We start from the raw sequence: 18,424 nt of genomic DNA, 5'->3' as shown, positions 1-18,424 counted from the left end.
ACCATATCCCGACTTTAGCAACAAAGCTGCTAACCATGGAACCGTATTTACAGGCTGACGCCTATTTGCATGTCGCGAGTCAAGTTTTAGCGAAATTGAACAGAGCCTTTGTTGCGCAACAGCCCGACGATTGTCATACCAACTTGCGGTATAAGGATAGCGAGAAGCGTATCTACGGCAGACGTATTATGGTGCCTGATGCTGGTTTACAGTTCCTCCCCTCGATTCACCTTCCGACGATGAAGTTGGAAATGGTGCATCCTACTACAAAGAGCATCGTTGCGTCGCTTTCCATGGCTGGCAAGCCGATTTCTGAGTTCAATGAAGAACTCGTTGCTTGGCTCAAGGAGCACACCTTAGAGACCTTGATCTTCAGAGAAAACATGCACTACGATATTCCAGACTACGGAATTGATTCTTACCGTGCACTCACCCAAGAAGAACTCACAGCATGGCATGAAGGGCGAAAGCAAGCCAATCAATTGCTCGATGCCCTCGCCACCAAACTGGCCCAGACCGATAAAAAATCGCGCATCTGGCCCCACCACTTTGACACAGGCATCTACGTCAAACTCGAATCAGGCGTAGGCATCGGAGCTGGCTTTGCCATGAAAGACAAGTACTGCAACGAACCCTACTTCTACCTCGCCGTCTACAGCGACGAACACGAATTCCCCTCAGACACAAAACTCACCCACGGACTCTGGGTATCCGACGAACGCTTCAACGGCGCAGTCATCGCCTTCCCAAGTAATCACGTAGAGGAGTTTTTCGCAGAAGTCCTCACAGCCTACGGGCTGGCGTAGGCCATGGTATTCAATCGATAATCTATAATCTATAACCATAACCTGTTCCCCCCTGTCAACCGTCCACCGTCCACCGTCCACCAAAAAACAGCATACAGCTTACAGCCTACAGCCTACAATTGTAAGCCTTGGGCGAACAATAATCCCAGGCTTCCAGAGTTATTGGTTTGCAACCAATACCTAAAGCCATGAAGCATATTACATTACTGGTTGCCTGTTTGCTCACCGTATGCACTTTTGCATCATCCACCACACACCATCTGGCTGTTCTTTTTGAGACGGCCAGTCATGAGCTCACGCCAGAAGCTCATCGCGCTCTCAACGAATTCTTAGCTGATTTTTCACCCGGCGAAAACCTCAGCCTTGTGATTTCAGGGCATACTGATTCCCGCGGTAGCGTTGATTATAACGAAGCCTTGGCAGAGCGAAGGACGCAAGTCGTAAAAAGCTATTTGCTGTCTTTGGGGTATCACCCGAAAAGTGTCGTGAGTTATTCCTTCGGAGAAGCGGAACCACAGTTCAGCAATACTACCGAAGATGGAATGGCCGCGAACCGAAGGGTTGATCTTCAGCTGACACGTCATTTTTTTGAATCCGAAGCGGAACTGCTCGACCAACTTCGGGAACAAAATCAAGTGACAGTTCAAATCGACCCCACGGAAGATCATCTGATCAAAAGCGACCGGGGCTCGGTTATCGCCATCCCAGCCATGTCTTTTGTGAACGCTTCGGGTGATTTAGTCGACCAAGAGATTGAATTCACCATTGTGGAAGCCTTGGACCCCTTTGATTTTGTGGCCTCGAAACTATCTACCGTCAGCGATGATCAATTGATCGAAACGGGAGGTATGATGAAGCTAAGCGCAAGTTTAAATGGAGAAGAACTCGAGCTGACGGAAGGTGCTTCGCTCACCGTAGCTCTTCCTACAGATCAACTTCAACCAGGCATGCAGCTTTTCGTTTCGAACGACGGAGGAAATTGGCAGGCCACTGGTCAACAACCGTTGGGGGTGGAAGAACTTGTCTTCCCTCCTTTTCCCCAGCCTTACACTAACGGGTACAAAGAGCCTAAACGCAATTTCGACTTGCCTGATCAACCAAGGAAACCGGTAAGTCCGATCTACCCTCGAGAGCCTAAGTATCCGAATCTTCAAGCCTATGATGTCGAATTCAAGTGGTACGAAGTCTTCGGACGAGGAAAGAAAATCATGCGTGCGGAAGAGGCGCGACAAGCCAAAATCGATCTGTACGACAAAGCGGTAGAACGCTGTGAAAAACGCAAACTTCGGTACCAAGAAGACATGCGCACTTTGCCAGCAAGAGTTGCGCAATATGCCAAAGACAGCGTGGCTTACTTTACAGCGCTCGATTCGGCAGAACGCCACTTTCAAGAAGTCATCATTCCAGAAGAAAAGGCCAGATGGAAGAAGCTCATGGCTCAATTCAACGGACAGTACGAAGAAGAATTGGAGGCGTGGAGATCCACCTGCGATTCAATTCGAACGAACCGTGCGCTAGAACTGGAAGCTGCAGGACAATTAGGGATGAATCCGCTCAATCAATACGTCTACAGCGTAGGTCACATGGGATGGATTAATTGTGATCGATTCCTAGGTACGCCTGAAGAAGAAAAGGAAGATGTACTCGTCAAGGTTGATTTAGAAGGACAAGGACGTGTTGTACTCGCCTTCACGGAGATTCAGAGTATGATGAATATGACACAAGCAGATAAAGGCTACGTTGCCCGAAGAATTCCAAAGGATGCCAACGCGGTTATTTTCTCTTACTATCTCGACGATGAAGGAGATATCATGTTGGGGCATACCCCCTTGAATGGAAAAGCCACTCAAAAAGTGAAATTCAAAGAAGTCAACCTCGCTGAATTGAGGGAGTTCTTGAATGAGTTGCGACAGACTGACTATCAAGCATCACTATAACGGAATAAGAGGCCCCATCAGGGGTCTCTTTCTTTTTTGACAATTGTCAGGATTGACATTTTAGCACAGTTCTGTACGGTAAAAACGGGAAGCGTTTGCTATATTTATTCTTCCAAAACCTTAATGACGCTAAGCACTCGCACAAGTGTAACGGCAATTAGCAAATACTCTCTATCTATGGACAAAACTTTACGCACCGTAATGTTTCGCGTATTCTTTGTTGTTCTGACCCTCGGGATTTTCGTCCCTCAAACAACAAATGCACAAGAAATCACAGTAGCTCATCAATGGAATGAGGTCCTACTCGACGCGATTCGAAATGATTTTGCACGTCCGACCGTGCACGCTCGTAATCTCTGGCACACTTCGGTGGCTATGTACGATGTCTGGGCTGTGTACGACGAAGAAGCTCAGCCTTTCTTCCTTGGGAAAACGGTAGGTGACTACGAATGTTTATTCGATGGTGTACCTGCAACTGATGACATTCAGGCAGCCCGAGAAGAAGCGATCAGCTACGCGATGTACAATCTGATCCTTTACCGATTCCAGAATGCTCCTGGGGTGGCAGAAATCTTCCAGGAAGTGAATGCGAAGATGAATGAACTTGGGTATGACCCAGACATTACGTCGGTAGACTACATCGACGGAACACCTGCTCATTTAGGTAATTACATCGCTCAAGAGATCATCGCCTTCGGTTTGACAGACGGATCAAACGAAATCAATGGATTCACTAATCAGTATTACGCACCTGTAAATGAACCATTAGATATGGGTGCCTCTGGGAATCCAGACATGATTGACCCAAATAGATGGCAGCCTCTGGTTGTTGAAGGAGCCATTGATCAAGCTGGCAATCCAATCGAAGCTATTGTAGATTTCCTTTCTCCTGAATGGGGTGATGTTGTGCCTTTTTCGCTAAACGAAGATGATCTTACCACTCACGTGCGCGATGGGGATACTTATCAGGTATGGAAAGACCCAGGTGCTCCACCTTTTCTTGAACAAGGGCTTGGTGAAGGATTAGAGTCTAATTGGAAATGGGGATATGTAATGGTGGCCTTATGGCAAAGTCATCATGATATTAACGATCCTACGATAATTGACATTTCCCCTGCATCCCTCGGAAACAATCCTTCTATCCCTGATGACTTTGATGATTACAACCTTTTTTATGACTTCTTCGAAGGCGGTGATCAGAGTCAAGGTTACTCAGTGAATCCTGCGACGAATGAACCATATACTCCCCAGCTCGTAAAAAGAGCGGATTACGCGCGTGTTTTGGCTGAATTCTGGGCCGATGGCCCTGACTCAGAAACACCGCCTGGTCACTGGTTTACTATTCTTAACAAAGTAAATGCTCATCCACTTCTAGATAAGCGATGGAACGGCCAAGGGCCAATTATTGACGATCTCGAATGGGATGTTAAATCATATTTCACTTTAGGATCCACAATGCACGATGCGGCTATTTGTGCTTGGAGTATTAAGGGATATTATGACTATTTGAGACCTGTCTCAGCGATAAGATATATGGCAGAAAAAGGTCAATGCTCAGATGTTGGTTTACCAAATTATCACCCAGATGGATGGCCGCTAATTGAGGGCTATGTGGAGCTCGTGGAGGAGAACGACCCGCTCGTAGGTGACAACAACGAAAACCTCAATGAAATAAAAATCTATACCTGGAGAGGTCCAGACTATATTACGTTTGATGATGATGGAGTTGGACTCGACGAAGCAGGAGTGGGGTGGATTTTGGCGAAGGACTGGTGGCCTTATCAACGACCAACATTTGTATCCCCGCCTTTTGCAGGTTATGTCAGTGGACACTCTGTATTCTCCAGAGCAGCTGCGGAGGTACTAACCCTTATAACCGGGTCTCCATACTTTCCAGGAGGTATGAGCGACTTCGTAGCAGAACAGAATGAATTCCTTGTTTTTGAAGAAGGTCCAAGTACAGATATCATTCTTCAATGGGCAACATATCAAGATGCAAGTGACCAAACTTCTTTGAGTAGGATTTGGGGAGGTATTCACCCACCGGCTGATGATATTCCTGGTCGTTTGATCGGTCTAGAACTCGGACCTGAAGTGTATGACCTTGCGGTAACTTACTTCACTTCGAACGCGCCACGCGTTGAGAACGTTCAAGCATCAATTGATGTAGTAAATGAGGGGGATGCTGGTTCTACCCTGCAGATCAATATCACTTATGACACCAACATGGACATGATGTCTACGCCGGAGATCTCTTGGCCGTTTGATGATCCTACCATGTCTTCGCTCTCTCTCGCTAGCGCGGAATGGGCCAATGCAACTACCTACTCTTTGCAGTACTTAATTACGGATGCAGATGTTGAGTTGTTTTCAATCTTCATGCAGGTAGTTGGTGCAGTTGATACTGATGGATTCTCTCAGGCTCCACACGTTGAAGACTTTGCTTTCGCAATTGACACACGCAACCCATCAGTTGATTTTACAGATGACTTCTCATTGATCAGCGATAGTGAAGTAGCCGAGTCTACGATCGCGATCACTGTGACCTACGATGAGTCAATGGACACTTCAGTTGAGCCAACTGTGAACTTCCCAATGGAAGATCCAAGCAACACATTGGCTGTGAATGCTGATGCGAGCGCTTGGCTTGACAATGTGAGCTACCAAGTGGTATTCGACTTGACAGATAACAACGAGGAAGTAGCAGATGTAGATATCGAATTGCTAGATGCGTTTGACGCCGCTGGTAATATTCAGAACATCTACCTTGATGTCGATCTCTTCTCCATTGATACACACAACCCATCTGTGATGATGGTGACACCTGACGCTACCGTGATCAACGATGCTGTAGCTGCAGGAGGAACATTCGCTATTGATGTGGCTTTCGACGAAGTGATGTCTATGATGGCTAACGCCGAATTGGTATTCCCTAACGATGATCCATTGGCAAACTCATTGACACTGGATGAAATGAACTCAATGTGGATGGACGACATGACTTACCACTTTGAATTCACTGTAATCGATGCAAATGAAGACTTATCAATGATCAACCTCGAAGCGGCGACTGCTACTGATATGGCAGGAAACGAAGTCGTGGTGGAGATGGTGATGACACCATTCGCCATTGATACTGAGAACCCTTCACTTCAGAATGCTGACATCAATGACAACCTGCTAGCAGACATCAATGTTGGTGCTGAAAGCGTTGATTTGACATTGGAGTTCAGCGAAGCGATGGATATGATGTCAATGCCAATGATTGAATTCTCTGAAGACATTAGCGCATCAGTAACCTTCGCTAGTGGATCTTGGGTTGACGACATGACGTACACAGCCCTTTATGACCTTTCTGATGAAGGCGTTGAAATCGACAACGTCGGAATCACTATAAGCGGAACATTAGATGCAAACGGAAACGAGCAGATGATGATGTCAATGGACGATGTTCTCGCTATTGACACACGCAACCCAGAGCCGATTGTATTGAGCGCTAACGACTACGAATTAATCTTCGCTGATGCTGGTGATGAGAACTTCTCACTCTTGATCATCTTTGATGAAGCGATGGATACAGATGTTGATCCGTTCATCTTGTTCCCAGATGAAGACCCGTCAACTACGCTTACGGCGAATGACGATGCATCAGGATGGTTGAACAGCACGAGCTACCAGCAAGTGTACAACGTGAGCAACGAAACAGTACTTCTTCTTGATATCGACATCGTTGTCACTGGAGCTATTGATGCTGCCGGCAATCTATTGGTTCAAACTGATTACGATGACTTCTTCGACATCGACATCAACCCAGTTGGGGTGAACGAAAACGAAAACTTCGGTGTATCGATTTACCCGAACCCAGTAACAAGTGGAGATGTGCTAACAATCCGTATGGATAACCCAGACGTGGTGGAGTCACTTGATATCCACGGAGCGAATGGAGAGCTGGTTCGCCAGATTCCAATGCTCGCTGGATCAGTACAACAACAGATTGCTGTTCAGACGAATGAGATGGCAGCTGGTAATTACACCATCGCAATTCAAACAGCGGAAGGTGTGAGCATACTGAGATTTAACATCCTACGCTAGGATTTACATACTTGTTGAACTTAGGGTTTCTTTTGAATGTTCGGTTTTACTGACACCAGAAGAAACCCTTTGTATTTTTGGACAAACCCTGCAATCATGAAAAGAACCTTACTCCTCCTTTTTGTGCTCCTCTTTGCACAACCGATGTTCACTTCGGCGCAAGAAAGCATTGCGCATACTTGGAATGAAGTTTTACTCGGTGCCATTCGAGCTGACTTTGCTCGTCCAACGGTTCATGCGCGTAACCTATTCCATTCATCTGTATTGATGTATGACGCTTGGGCGGTGTATGATGATCAAGCATCAACCTACTTCCTAGGGAATACATTGGGAGGATTTGAAGTTCCCTTTGCAGGGGTAGAAATGCCTGAAGATCTTTACGCAGCGAGAGAAGAAGCGATTTCATACGCCACCTATCGCCTGCTGACACATCGTTTCCAATTCTCTCCGGGAGCAGACGACATCCTTGAAAGCTTGGATGAAACCATGATGGATCTCGGCTACGACACTGAATTCACTGATACTGATTATGAAATGGGGCCACCAGCTGCGCTGGGGAATTACCTAGCCGAAATGATGATCGCTTTTGGTCTACAAGACGGATCAAACGAAGGATCAGATTACGCCAATTCATACTACCTCCCTGTCAATGAACCACTAGACATGACAGGTCCTGGAAACCCCAACATTGACGACCCGAATCGTTGGCAGCCGTTGGAAGTACCAGAGTTTATCGACCAAGGAGGAAACCCATTCACAGATACCCCTCCTTTCTTGAGTCCTGAATGGGGGAATGTTGTACCCTTCGCTCTTGACGATTCTGTAATGACGCAGTACGAAAGAGATGGATTCAACTACAACGTATATCATGATCCAGGCCCACCACCATTCATTGACACCCTCGGAACACGTGAAGGAGACGAGTTCTACCGCTGGGGTTTCAGCATGGTAACCGTATGGCAATCACACCACGATCCAAACGACGAAACACTCTGGGACATTTCACCTGCAAGCATTGGAAACGTGGAGAGCCTACCAACTTCGTTTGATCAATACAATACTTTCTACGACTTCTTCGACGGCGGAGACGCAGGAGAAGGACACGACATTAACCCTGCCACAGGTGAGCCATACATTCCGCAGTTTATAAAACGCTCAGACTACTCACGAATCCTTGCAGAGTTCTGGGCTGATGGACCTGACTCAGAAACACCTCCAGGGCACTGGTTCACTATTCTGAACTATGTGAATTCTCACCCGATGCTCGAAAAAAGATGGCGCGGTGAAGGACCAGAACTAGATGACCTGGAGTGGGATGTCAAAACCTACTTCACGCTAGGAGGTGCCATGCATGACGCTGCCGTTACTGCGTGGAGTATCAAAGGCTGGTACGACTACATTCGTCCGGTAGCAGCCCTCCGCTTCATGGCTGATCGTGGACAGAATACCGATCCAGATCTTCCTTCTTTCGATCCAGCGGGGATACCTTTGATTGATGGATTGATTGAGCTGGTTGGTGAAAATGATCCACTAGCCGGACTTGGCGGAATCAATGTGGGCAAAATCAAATTCTACACTTGGCGAGGACCAGATTTCATTCCTGAACCAGAAACAGATTACGCAGGCGTTGGATGGATCCTTGCTGAGAACTGGTGGCCTTATCAACGTCCAACCTTCGTAACCCCACCGTTTGCTGGGTACGTGAGTGGACACTCTACTTACTCACGAGCTGCCGCTGAAGTCATGACGTTCATGACGGGTGATGCTTTCTTCCCAGGAGGAATGGGAGAGTTCCACTGTGAGCAAAACGAATTCTTGGTTTTTGAAGAAGGTCCTTCTGAAGACGTAACGCTTCAATGGGCTACTTACCGCGATGCTTCTGACCAGTGTAGTTTGAGCCGTATTTGGGGTGGAATCCACCCTCCTGCTGATGACGTACCAGGTCGTTTGATGGGTATTGAGATCGGACTTCACAGCTTCATTCACGCGAATGAATACATCGAGGCGGGACTTCCACGCGTGGCGGCGGTGACGCCTTCAACGAGCGTGGTGAACACCTTGATGGATGGGATGCAGATGACGATTGATATCATGTTCGATCAAGAAATGGATCAGCTGAGTGTGCCTTCCATTGAGTTCAGTGATGAGAACGTATCATCCGTTCTGACACCATCTTCTGGCATCTGGCTTGACAACATGACTTACAGTGGAACCTATGATATTTCAGTGCTAGCAGTTGACTTGGGTAGCATCGACATTACCATCACCGAAGCCCCTAATGCTGAGGGAGAATTATCAATTCCTCACACGGAAGAGGACGTGTTGATCATCGACATGATTGTTCCAACACTCGTGGCTAGCTCAAGTGATCAAACCTTAATCAACGAGGAATTTGCAGGAAACGAGATTGAATTCGATTTCGAGTTTTCGGAATTGATGGATGCCGAGTCACTATTGAACGTGACTTTTGATGATGCTCAAGTCGCTGCTGTTTTCGCTAACGCGGAAGGAGAATGGCTCACCCCTACAGTTTGGAGAGCTAGCTTTGAAACAGTGGATACTGATCTAGAAGCAGATGGTGTTGCCTGGTCAATTGAGACGGCAACAGACCTTGCCGGAAACCCCATTGAAGCCACGAGCGATGAGACTGAAATTTTGATTGACACCAAGGCTCCTGAATTGAGTCTAATCTTGCCATCATTGAATCCGTTGACTGAAACTGCTGTGGGAGAAGCTACCTTCGATCTTCTCTTCGTGTTTGACGAAGCGATTGACACTGAAACTGACCTCACCTACACCTTAGAAGGTGGTCAGATCAACCAGACAGTTTCATCTGTAGACGAATCATGGCAGAATCCATTCAACTTCCTAGCCACCTTTGATGTGGAACTGTTTGATCCTGTGACAACCACAGTTGACATCAATGTGCTCGGTCCAACTGACTTGGTGGGTAACCCTCTTGTACTGTTGACTGTAGAAGATGCGTTTGACGTTGACTTCACGGTGATTGGCATTGACGAATCTTCGCTTGCTGAAAGCAGCGTATTCCCAATTCCAACTGTGATCGGTCAAGATCTCCAGGTCCAATTCCGCGCTAGCGAAAACATTACCTACGAGCTTTATAGCACCACAGGTCAACTACTAACAAGTGGTCAGAGTAATGGTACGATGCTTCGTATCCCAACAGATGGCTATGCGGCGGGTCAATACATTCTTCATCTTAAGAATGGGACTCAGGCATTGACGAAAACCGTAGTCTTCGTTAAGGAGAAGTAAATACTAGAGCACAAACTTGAAGCCTAGATTGATGTCAAGGCGACTGGTATTGTTGTGCAGATCTCCGCGGTTAATCAGTTTACTGTAATCAGCGCCAACAAAGATTCCTACCGGAGTCACCACCTCTGCTGCAAAGTGGAAGAAATGCGGGTGCGGATAATCAGGATCGTCGATGCCATAGCTCAAGGCCACTGGCTTCGCAAAAGGCATGGAGAAATCAGATTGTACATGAAGGATCAAGAATCGCGTGAGTAATACGTCAGCGAACATGGTTGGGCCTGAAGCGATATACCAGCCGTGCGGTTCATTGGAAATGAGACCTGTTTCAACTGAATCTTCATATAAGTAACTCGTGCCGGCGAAGTAATCATTGAAATTGAACCCCACGGCAACGACCAATCGATCTCGAGCTATGAAGTTCCAGCCAAACCCATGCCACCCAATGATGCCATTGGAAAGGCTGGAACTCTCGCTGCGATAATAGCTCTCACCGTCGTCATTGACCATATCATCTACGATATAGAGGAGATCGGTTAGCAGTTTATAATTGAGGCTATAACGACTTTCACCTAATCCAAAATGGGCCGTACGGATATTGACATCGACGTTATACACCTGTTGATCATGCACTTCTTCACGAGGAGCGCCTGGGTTCTTCACTGATGAAGACTTTACCATGGCCCCTAAGTAAAGATATCCGTCATAGGAGTCTCCGATGTAGCCGAAGTCCTGTAAAGTCTGGCTGTAAAGCGTGTTCGCCAAAAGCAAACCAACAGCCATCAAAAGCAAACGCATGATGAATTAGTTAAGCGTCGCCGGACGTGTTGCCTTAACCAGAGTCATGCTAAGTCCTCCATTCATGAACCATCCCATGTATGGGTTGTACCCAACTTCCATGGACGTTGCCAGACCGAATTTCTTACCGGTCAATGCACGCTTTTCAAATTGGTAGAGGTTGTACCCCAGACGGAAACCAAGCGGTGCGAAGCTTTGCACCTCTTTCAAATCATCAGTAATGTCTACCGTGTCCTCTCCTTCTTCTACTTCTAGGTGAGTGATCTTATTCCCGGGTACCAACAGTACGTCGAGATAGATATCAGACATTGCTGAATTGAACTGACGTCCGTGAGTATTCGTATTGATGAAGACATTTGAACCGCGACGAATAAACAGCCCTGCATAAACTCCTGTTGATGTGAGCTCGGTGTATTCGTAAGGGAATTCAATGTCTTCGATATCGAACGCTTCGCGCACGTTATAAGCATTCGACTTACGGAACAAACCGCCACGCACACCATACTGCCGGTAGCGTTGTGCTGGAACCATAATGTAAGTTTCAATTTCTTCTCGTGTCGCCACGCGATCACCTGAAACGTTCGTAGAGTAAGTAGTTTCTCCTTGTTGAACATCCAACGTTACCTTGGTTGGTTTCGTCTTGAGGCTCTTACCGAAGACGAAGTACCCTCCTAAATTCAATTCTTGACCTGGACGGTAATCTCTAAAGCCAAGTCTTCCGAATGACAGCAAGCTACGGTTGTACTTGAAGTTGACTCCGATCCTTGGAATGGGTTCAACAATTCCCCAAGCTCCCCAAGTAAGTGCCATGGCATCGATACTTCTAGAATTAATGTCAACTGACATCAACTCCAGATTCAAAATGACCACGGGGTCTTTCGCAGGGTCGTCTGCTTCAACTGTGTAGTTGACTTGTTGCGCCTTTCCCACAAGGGAAGCGCAAAGAATGAGGGCGGTGAAAAGGATTCGTCTAGCGTTCATAATGACATTCATTGATTAGTCTTCACAAAATTCCGCCAGAAGACCGCTGAAGTAAATAAGGCACTTGTCGTATTTTGACTGCGCCATCCATCTAAGTCCTACATTTGCGTATGCAAAAACTAGAGCGTTCAGCATTTGACCAAGCGATTGAGGCTTCCGTACTCAACGTATTATCTGAAGAGAAGCGATCTGACCTTTACGAGATTCACGAAGTGTGGACCTTGAGCCGAAACGAAGAGGTGTTCAAATCACATCAAGAAGGGAAGCGACTATTCGTTGTTTCGAAAGGCTGCTTCAAGCTATTCTTGAAAAACGGAAAAGTGAAAACGCTCAAAACAGGTCAGCTTTTCGGTGAGGTGGCCGCACTCACTGAGAATGAACGTCTTGGTTCGGCTACGGGAGGAGATGACATTTCCCAAGTGATCACCTTTGAAAAGAGCAAGCTTGAAAGTCAAGGGCTGATCCCTTCAGATTCCAATCCTTCATTGCTCCGCCTCTTATTCCAGAACACGGTAAACTATCTTCATGAGTTGCTTGACAACAGTACTGAAACCTTGATACAACGAGGAGAAGATGAACAACTCGAGTTCAAAGAAGGAGGCCACAATCCTAACATCATCAAGTCAATCGCAGCTTTCCTGAATACCCAAGGAGGAACATTGCTCATTGGAGTGAATGATGCGGGAGAGGTCATTGGCGTTCCTGACTATTCCAATCAAGCAGCCGATAAGTACGACCAAGATTTCCAGAACCTCATCCGTGAGAAACTGGGTACTGACGCCATGCCATTCGTACACTTCTGTCACTCCTGTTTTGAAGGCAAGGGGGTCTACCGTATTGATGTGGTTCCATCTGATCGTCCGATCTACGCCTTCACCGGAAAAGGAACTTCAGGTGAAAGCTTCTTCATTCGATCGGGCTCAACCAACCAACAGCTGGGTTTTGGTGCAGCCTTGCATTACATCGCTCGCAGATTCCCTGCTGAACTTCTTCGTGTAAATGGCTGATCTTGATTTGATCGTAGTTGGTGCTGGAGCCGCAGGGGTTTTCGGAGCCATTCGTTGTGCAGAGGTAAATCCTTCTGCTAAAATTCTAATCCTTGAAAAGGCGAAAAGACCCTTAGAGAAGGTCAAGATCTCAGGCGGTGGACGTTGCAATGTGACACACGGTATCTTCGACCCAAGAGAGCTTTCTAAATTCTATCCGCGAGGTCAACGTGAGCTTTTAGGACCATTCAACACCTTTATGACAGGAGACATGATGGGTTGGCTCGGCGAACGAGGCGTGGAGACAAAGATTGAAGACGATGGTAGAGTATTTCCCATTTCCGACGATAGTCAAACAATCATAGACTGCTTCATGAAAGAGCTGAGAGATCGAAAGATTGAGCTCAGAACTAGCAGTGGAGTGACAACCATTTTACCGAAAGATGATCATTGGGAAGTGACAACTTCTGATGCCACCCTGACCACGCAGAAACTCTTCTTTACCGCCGGTTCTAGTCCTGCTGCCTGGAAGATGCTTCAGGGGCTAGGTCTACCGATGGTTGATCAAGTTCCTTCGCTTTTCACATTCAATATTAAGTCAGCGGTCATTGATGGTCTTATGGGGCTAAGCGTTCCCAATGCAGAAATTAAGATCCCGGGAACCAAGTTGAATGATCATGGTCCTCTACTTATCACCCATTGGGGATTGAGTGGGCCTGCCATCCTGAAGACTAGTGCCTGGGGAGCACGAGATTTGCATGAGCGGAATTATCGATTCGACGTAATTGTGAACTGGACCATGGATCAAGAATCGACCATCGATGACTGGATCTCAGATCAACGCACCCGATTCGCAACACGCAGTGTGGCTTCTACGGTATATCCAGAGATCCCAAAACGCCTATGGCACCAAATGGTAGATGATGCCGGTGTTCATGTTGGGAACTGGGCTGATCAAAACAAGCGCAATCTCGAGCATCTCAAACGGAATATTATCTCATGCACGCTCGAAGTCAATGGCAAGAGCACCTTTAAGGAGGAATTCGTCACTGCCGGAGGTGTAGAGTTGAAAGCGGTGAATTTCAAATCTATGGAGTCAAAAGACTTCCCGGGATTGTATTTGGCCGGCGAAGTGCTCAACATAGACGCCGTTACCGGAGGATTCAACTTTCAAGCTGCTTGGACATGTTCCTGGATTGCAGGTACTTCTATTGCCAATTCCCTACTCGATTAAACCTTCTTCCTTTCAGCCAGTCCTATTAGCGATAAATCTGAAAGACACTATGAAGAAAATGATGATGATGCTACTTGCCGGATTCATGGCAATCGGGGCAAGCGCACAAGAAACCAAAGACTGTTCTGAAAAGTGCAGCAAAGAAGATCGACGAGCAAACGCAGAAGAGCGTCATGAAAGACGCCGCGCAGAAACTATCGAAGCACTTCAACTCACAGAAACACAAATTGCACAGTGGGATGAAATCCACGAAAAGTACCGTCCGGAGCGCAAGAAGATCAAATCGGAATCAAAAGATGATCGTGAAGCCCGTCGTGAAGAGATGAAAGCTGTTCGCGAACAGATGGACGCAGAGATTGATCAGATATTGACTCCTGATCAACGTAAAACGTGGGCAGCGATGAAAAAAGACAAGGAAGCGAAGCGCAAGCACCGCCAAGATGTTGGCCCAACCGTACCACGGCAATAATCAGCAACGGCAGAAAGCTGCCGAATCATGATATACAGGTTAAAAGAAAAGGTCTCCACAAGGAGACCTTTTTATTTCAGTTTAGCCACGAGTCTATTCTTCAGACCTTAGCTCAGGTTAAAGATTCGAATGTTAAGTTTTCGTTGCAATACGTCATATGCCCTATTCTTACCATCGGCATATTGTAATATTGCAATGTGGGAATTACAAAGACTGAAGGATTCAGTACGGATATCCTCCGTAAAGTGACTTTGATGAAGAGTTTGGCTCATCCAGCACGCCTGGCCATTGTAGAGCATTTACTAGCGACGCCTAACTGTATTTGTGGCGATCTACAAGATGTCGTTGGACTCGCACAACCTACCATCTCGCAGCACCTGAAAGAGATGAAAAACGCGGGACTGATTGAAGGTACTGTGACCGGAAGTCGTGTTTGTTATTGCATTAACGAGCACGCTTTTCAAGAACTCGCTGACTTCTTTAACGAGCGCTCTGAGCATTTCGCTGAGCGCAACAAGTGTTGCTGATGAAAACGTTAACGCTCTCCATCATTTTTATCTCGTCGCTTTTCGGGATTTCAGAATATTGCGACGAATCTCCCACTACAACCAACGAAGACAAAAAGATGAAGCTCTTCCCACAGATTGAAGAAAGAATCTCTTCCTTGATCGCCGAACAAGATCAGATTGAAGAGACACGCAAAGACGAACTGCAAGAGCTAGCAGACTTCATTTCTGAAAAACGACAGAAGAACGAGCCTGTTGATTTGACCTTTATTTGCACACACAATAGTCGTCGTAGTCATCTCAGTCAAATCTGGGCGGCAACTGCCGCTGCCTATTATGAACTTGACGGTATCTCAACATTCTCAGGAGGAACTGAGGCAACCGCTTTCAATATTCGCGCAGTGAATGCGCTGCGTAAAGACGGCTTCAAGATCTCAGACGCACAGGGAGACAATCCTAACTACGAGCTACAAATGGCCCCGGGATCTCACATGGTATGTTTCTCAAAGAAATACACGCATGAATCAAATCCTCAAAGCGGATTCATTGCAATCATGACTTGCTCTCACGCAGATGAGAGTTGTCCAATCGTATACGGTGCCGAAGCACGCTTCCCCATCAGATACATTGACCCTAAAGTATCTGACGACACAGACTTGGAAGACTCTACTTACTATGCTCGGAGTCACCAAATTGGCCGTGAAATGCTGTGGTTGATGTCTCGCGTGAAGTAAAATGGCAGAACGTAGAGCGATTCAAGGGTTTGAGAAACACCTGACTTGGTGGGTACTGCTGTGTATCGCCCTTGGTATTGGTATCGGTAAACTCGCAGGGGATCAGATCCAAGGCATTGCCGAACTTGAAGTATACCATGTGAACATCCCAATAGCGGTATTGATTTGGGCAATGATCTTTCCGATGATGGTGCAGATTGATTTCTCTTCCATCAAAAATCTGAAGTCAAATTCGAAGGGCATTGGTTTGACCGTTTTCATCAACTGGTTGATCAAACCATTTTCGATGGCGTTGATCGCTTGGCTGTTCTTTGACTTCATCTATGAAGGGCTGATCGATGATGCCACCGCGAATGAATACATGGCTGGTGCCATCCTTTTAGGTGCGGCACCATGCACTGCCATGGTTTTTGTTTGGTCTTACTTAGCAGAGGGAAATCCGAATTACACCTTGATACAAGTGTCTGTCAATGACCTGATCATGGTCTTCGCTTTTGTACCAATTGTTCGATTCTTGTTAGGGATCACTTCCATCGAAACACCTTGGAACGTGTTGATCACGAGCACCATTGCTTTTGTGGTGATTCCGTTAACAGCGGGATATTTAGCCAATAAATACATCCTGAAAACGAAAGGGGCGCAATGGTTGAAAGAGCGGTTTATTCCCAAGCTTAAGCCGGTTTCGATCATAGCCTTACTGAGCACCTTAATTCTACTCTTTGCATTTCAAGGCGAGAAAATCCTGAATGATCCATTGGCCATTCTATTGATTGCCATTCCACTGGCTATTCAAACCTACTTGATCTTTTTCGCGGGATGGTTCGGAGGGAAGTTCTTGAAACTGCCTTATCAAACCTGTGCACCTGCGGCCATGATTGGTGCGAGCAACTTCTTTGAATTGGCAGTTGCGGTTGCCATTGCGTTGTTCGGATTGGAATCCGGAGCTGCGTTGGTCACCGTAGTCGGCGTGCTCATAGAAGTGCCGATTATGCTTTCGCTCGTCCGCATTTCCATGAACCGCCGGTACTAGGTGTCCTTTATTCTTATTCTCCTTGGGCTAGAGAGTATCCTCTCTTCCCATCAAATTCGTAGAGTTGCTCTGTTTTGATGAAATCGAAGTCAGCACCTTCGATATTTGAGAGAAGCTCGATTACGTCCGCATTACCCAAATCGTTTCCGTTTTGCGCTGTGAAACGACATCTCCAGTGATCAGTCTTGAAAGTCTCAGGTAATCCGTCAGGGTAAACCTTCACCCCACGATTGGTGATCATTTTGAGGTACATTTTGTCCCCTTGAATCGCACGTAGGCCATCTCCAATGACGTCTGGATCGCGGTTAGCTTTATCCCAATCAATGAATACGTCAACCCCTACAAGCTTTTTGCTTGCGCGATTGATTTCCGTTGTTTTGATAGTGATCTTCCCACCTTTCGCGGCGCGCGCTGCAGGCAACTGAGATGGCTCTTGTCCGAGATTCTCGATCACTTTTGCGGCGAATCCTTGTGTATTCACTCGCTCTTTACTGATCTCTTCGCGGTAGATATCACCTGTATGGTATCCATCTTCCAATGTCTTAAGGAATGCATTCTTAATCATGCGCGCCTTGTCTTGAAGACCGAGGTGATCTAGCATCATAATCGCTCCATTCAGGAGTCCTGATGGATTTGCAATTCCTTTTCCAGCGATGTCTGGTGCCGAACCGTGGATGGCTTCGAACATACTTACGGTAGCTCCTACATTCGCTGAACCTCCAAGTCCAACAGAACCACCTACTTCAGCAGCGATATCTGAAATAATATCTCCATATAGGTTAAGCGTAACGACTACATCCAGGGTTTCTGGACGATTAGCTACTACTGCAGAGCCGATATCAATGATCCAGTGATCTGATTCGATATCTGGGTATTCTTCTTTGACTTCATTAAACACTTGACGGAACAAACCATCACTGTGCTTCATGATGTTATCTTTCGTCATACAAGTCACCTTTTTACGTCCGTTCACACGAGCGTATTCAAAGGCGTAGCGTACAATCTTCTCACATCCAGGGCGGCTTACTAGCTTCAGGGTCTGAACCACCTCTGGAGTTTGTTGGTGTTCGATACCAGCGTATAGATCTTCCTCATTCTCACGAACGATCACGAGGTCCATCTTCGGGTGATTCGATTTTACATAAGGGGTAAGTGCAACAACAGGACGAACGTTAGCGAAAAGTCCGAGTGACTTACGAATCGTCACATTCAAACTCTTGTACCCACCTCCTTGTGGTGTGGTAATTGGCGCTTTCAGGAAAGCAGCATTGTTACGAAGAGTATCCCAAGCTTCCGTGCTAATTCCGCTCTTCACACCGCTTAAATAAATCTTCTCTCCGATCTCAATAACATCATATTCCAAAGGCACTTCAGCTGCCTCCAAAATTGATAGTGTTGCCTTCATGATTTCAGGCCCAATTCCATCGCCATAAGCGACCGTAACGCGTTGTTTTTCCATGCTCATCTCATTTATGATCGACAAAGTAAACGCAAAAATGCCTCAATAGTTCAATCAATTCTTGTTATGAAATCCATAAGCTCGTCCTACATCTAAATCCTAGACTACACGTGGCTTCT

General features: G+C 46.5%; 13 protein-coding genes. 10 read left to right on the top strand and 3 right to left on the bottom strand.

The features are described 5' to 3' along the window. The first annotated feature begins 35 nt into the window (after window positions 1-35). The 4 genes from RA156_RS01895 to RA156_RS01880 all read left to right on the top strand — a co-directional run bounded on the left by RA156_RS01895 (window position 36) and on the right by RA156_RS01880 (window position 10,111). Window positions 36-806 (top strand): hypothetical protein, encoded by a 771-nt coding sequence (locus RA156_RS01895; protein WP_306642338.1) that lies wholly within the window; start codon window positions 36-38, stop codon window positions 804-806. A 188-nt stretch (window positions 807-994) separates the two neighbouring features. After that, window positions 995-2,743 (top strand): OmpA family protein, encoded by a 1,749-nt coding sequence (locus RA156_RS01890; protein WP_306642337.1) that lies wholly within the window; start codon window positions 995-997, stop codon window positions 2,741-2,743. A gap of 177 nt (window positions 2,744-2,920) precedes the next feature. Further along, window positions 2,921-6,835 (top strand): DUF6851 domain-containing protein, encoded by a 3,915-nt coding sequence (locus tag RA156_RS01885; protein ID WP_306642336.1) that lies wholly within the window; start codon window positions 2,921-2,923, stop codon window positions 6,833-6,835. Window positions 6,836-6,931: 96 nt separating this feature from the next. After that, window positions 6,932-10,111 carry a DUF6851 domain-containing protein gene (locus tag RA156_RS01880; protein WP_306642335.1) on the top strand — a complete coding sequence of 1,060 codons (3,180 nt, stop codon included), beginning with the start codon at window positions 6,932-6,934 and terminating at the stop codon, window positions 10,109-10,111. Window positions 10,112-10,114: 3 nt separating this feature from the next. On the opposite strand, the gene RA156_RS01875 is transcribed toward RA156_RS01880, so the two are convergent. Both RA156_RS01875 and RA156_RS01870 read right to left on the bottom strand, forming a co-directional pair. Then, window positions 10,115-10,906 (bottom strand): hypothetical protein, encoded by a 792-nt coding sequence (locus RA156_RS01875; RefSeq protein WP_306642334.1) that lies wholly within the window; start codon window positions 10,904-10,906, stop codon window positions 10,115-10,117. Between the two features lie 6 nt (window positions 10,907-10,912). Next, a complete protein-coding gene (locus tag RA156_RS01870) occupies window positions 10,913-11,887 on the bottom strand; it encodes a hypothetical protein (RefSeq protein WP_306642332.1) in 975 nt (324 codons plus the stop codon). Between the two features lie 110 nt (window positions 11,888-11,997). Here RA156_RS01870 and RA156_RS01865 point away from each other — a divergent pair, with 110 nt between their 5' ends. The 6 genes from RA156_RS01865 (at window position 11,998) to arsB (ending at window position 16,846) form a co-directional block, all read left to right on the top strand. Further along, window positions 11,998-12,894: an RNA-binding domain-containing protein gene (locus RA156_RS01865; protein ID WP_306642330.1), complete on the top strand. Its 897-nt coding sequence runs from the start codon at window positions 11,998-12,000 to the stop codon at window positions 12,892-12,894. After that, window positions 12,887-14,107: an aminoacetone oxidase family FAD-binding enzyme gene (locus RA156_RS01860; RefSeq protein WP_306642328.1), complete on the top strand. Its 1,221-nt coding sequence runs from the start codon at window positions 12,887-12,889 to the stop codon at window positions 14,105-14,107. Before RA156_RS01865 ends, RA156_RS01860 begins: the two co-directional genes overlap by 8 nt. A gap of 49 nt (window positions 14,108-14,156) precedes the next feature. After that, window positions 14,157-14,576, top strand: a complete 420-nt coding sequence (locus tag RA156_RS01855) for a DUF4890 domain-containing protein (protein WP_306642326.1) — start codon at window positions 14,157-14,159, stop codon at window positions 14,574-14,576. Between the two features lie 197 nt (window positions 14,577-14,773). Then, complete coding sequence (locus tag RA156_RS01850) at window positions 14,774-15,103, top strand: ArsR/SmtB family transcription factor (RefSeq protein WP_306642324.1); 330 nt, start codon at window positions 14,774-14,776, stop codon at window positions 15,101-15,103. Then, window positions 15,103-15,816, top strand: coding sequence for an arsenate-mycothiol transferase ArsC (locus RA156_RS01845; protein ID WP_306642322.1), 714 nt, complete (start codon window positions 15,103-15,105; stop codon window positions 15,814-15,816). The genes RA156_RS01850 and RA156_RS01845 overlap by 1 nt, the downstream gene beginning before the upstream one ends. Before the next feature lies 1 nt (window position 15,817). Further along, window positions 15,818-16,846 (top strand): ACR3 family arsenite efflux transporter, encoded by a 1,029-nt coding sequence (gene arsB / locus RA156_RS01840; protein ID WP_306642321.1) that lies wholly within the window; start codon window positions 15,818-15,820, stop codon window positions 16,844-16,846. A gap of 13 nt (window positions 16,847-16,859) precedes the next feature. Here arsB and RA156_RS01835 read toward each other — a convergent pair whose 3' ends face one another. Continuing rightward, complete coding sequence (locus RA156_RS01835) at window positions 16,860-18,305, bottom strand: NADP-dependent isocitrate dehydrogenase (RefSeq protein WP_306642319.1); 1,446 nt, start codon at window positions 18,303-18,305, stop codon at window positions 16,860-16,862. Window positions 18,306-18,424 lie beyond the last annotated feature (119 nt).

Source organism: Sanyastnella coralliicola (genome assembly GCF_030845195.1).
Taxonomy (GTDB): Bacteria; Bacteroidota; Bacteroidia; order Flavobacteriales_D; family Sanyastnellaceae; genus Sanyastnella; species Sanyastnella coralliicola.
The sequence above is the reverse complement of the archived record's forward strand: the minus strand, read 5'-3'. Positions and strand labels throughout refer to the sequence as shown.

Excerpts from the sequence above, each read along its gene's own strand:
- RA156_RS01895 (WP_306642338.1), top strand. The coding sequence starts at position 36 with ATGGAACCGTATTTACAGGCTGACGCCTATTTGCATGTCGCGAGTCAA.
- RA156_RS01890 (WP_306642337.1), top strand. The coding sequence starts at position 995 with ATGAAGCATATTACATTACTGGTTGCCTGTTTGCTCACCGTATGCACT.
- RA156_RS01885 (WP_306642336.1), top strand. The coding sequence starts at position 2,921 with ATGGACAAAACTTTACGCACCGTAATGTTTCGCGTATTCTTTGTTGTT.
- RA156_RS01880 (WP_306642335.1), top strand. The coding sequence starts at position 6,932 with ATGAAAAGAACCTTACTCCTCCTTTTTGTGCTCCTCTTTGCACAACCG.
- RA156_RS01875 (WP_306642334.1), bottom strand. The coding sequence starts at position 10,906 with ATGCGTTTGCTTTTGATGGCTGTTGGTTTGCTTTTGGCGAACACGCTT.
- RA156_RS01870 (WP_306642332.1), bottom strand. The coding sequence starts at position 11,887 with ATGAACGCTAGACGAATCCTTTTCACCGCCCTCATTCTTTGCGCTTCC.
- RA156_RS01865 (WP_306642330.1), top strand. The coding sequence starts at position 11,998 with ATGCAAAAACTAGAGCGTTCAGCATTTGACCAAGCGATTGAGGCTTCC.
- RA156_RS01860 (WP_306642328.1), top strand. The coding sequence starts at position 12,887 with ATGGCTGATCTTGATTTGATCGTAGTTGGTGCTGGAGCCGCAGGGGTT.
- RA156_RS01855 (WP_306642326.1), top strand. The coding sequence starts at position 14,157 with ATGAAGAAAATGATGATGATGCTACTTGCCGGATTCATGGCAATCGGG.
- RA156_RS01845 (WP_306642322.1), top strand. The coding sequence starts at position 15,103 with ATGAAAACGTTAACGCTCTCCATCATTTTTATCTCGTCGCTTTTCGGG.
- arsB (WP_306642321.1), top strand. The coding sequence starts at position 15,818 with ATGGCAGAACGTAGAGCGATTCAAGGGTTTGAGAAACACCTGACTTGG.
- RA156_RS01835 (WP_306642319.1), bottom strand. The coding sequence starts at position 18,305 with ATGGAAAAACAACGCGTTACGGTCGCTTATGGCGATGGAATTGGGCCT.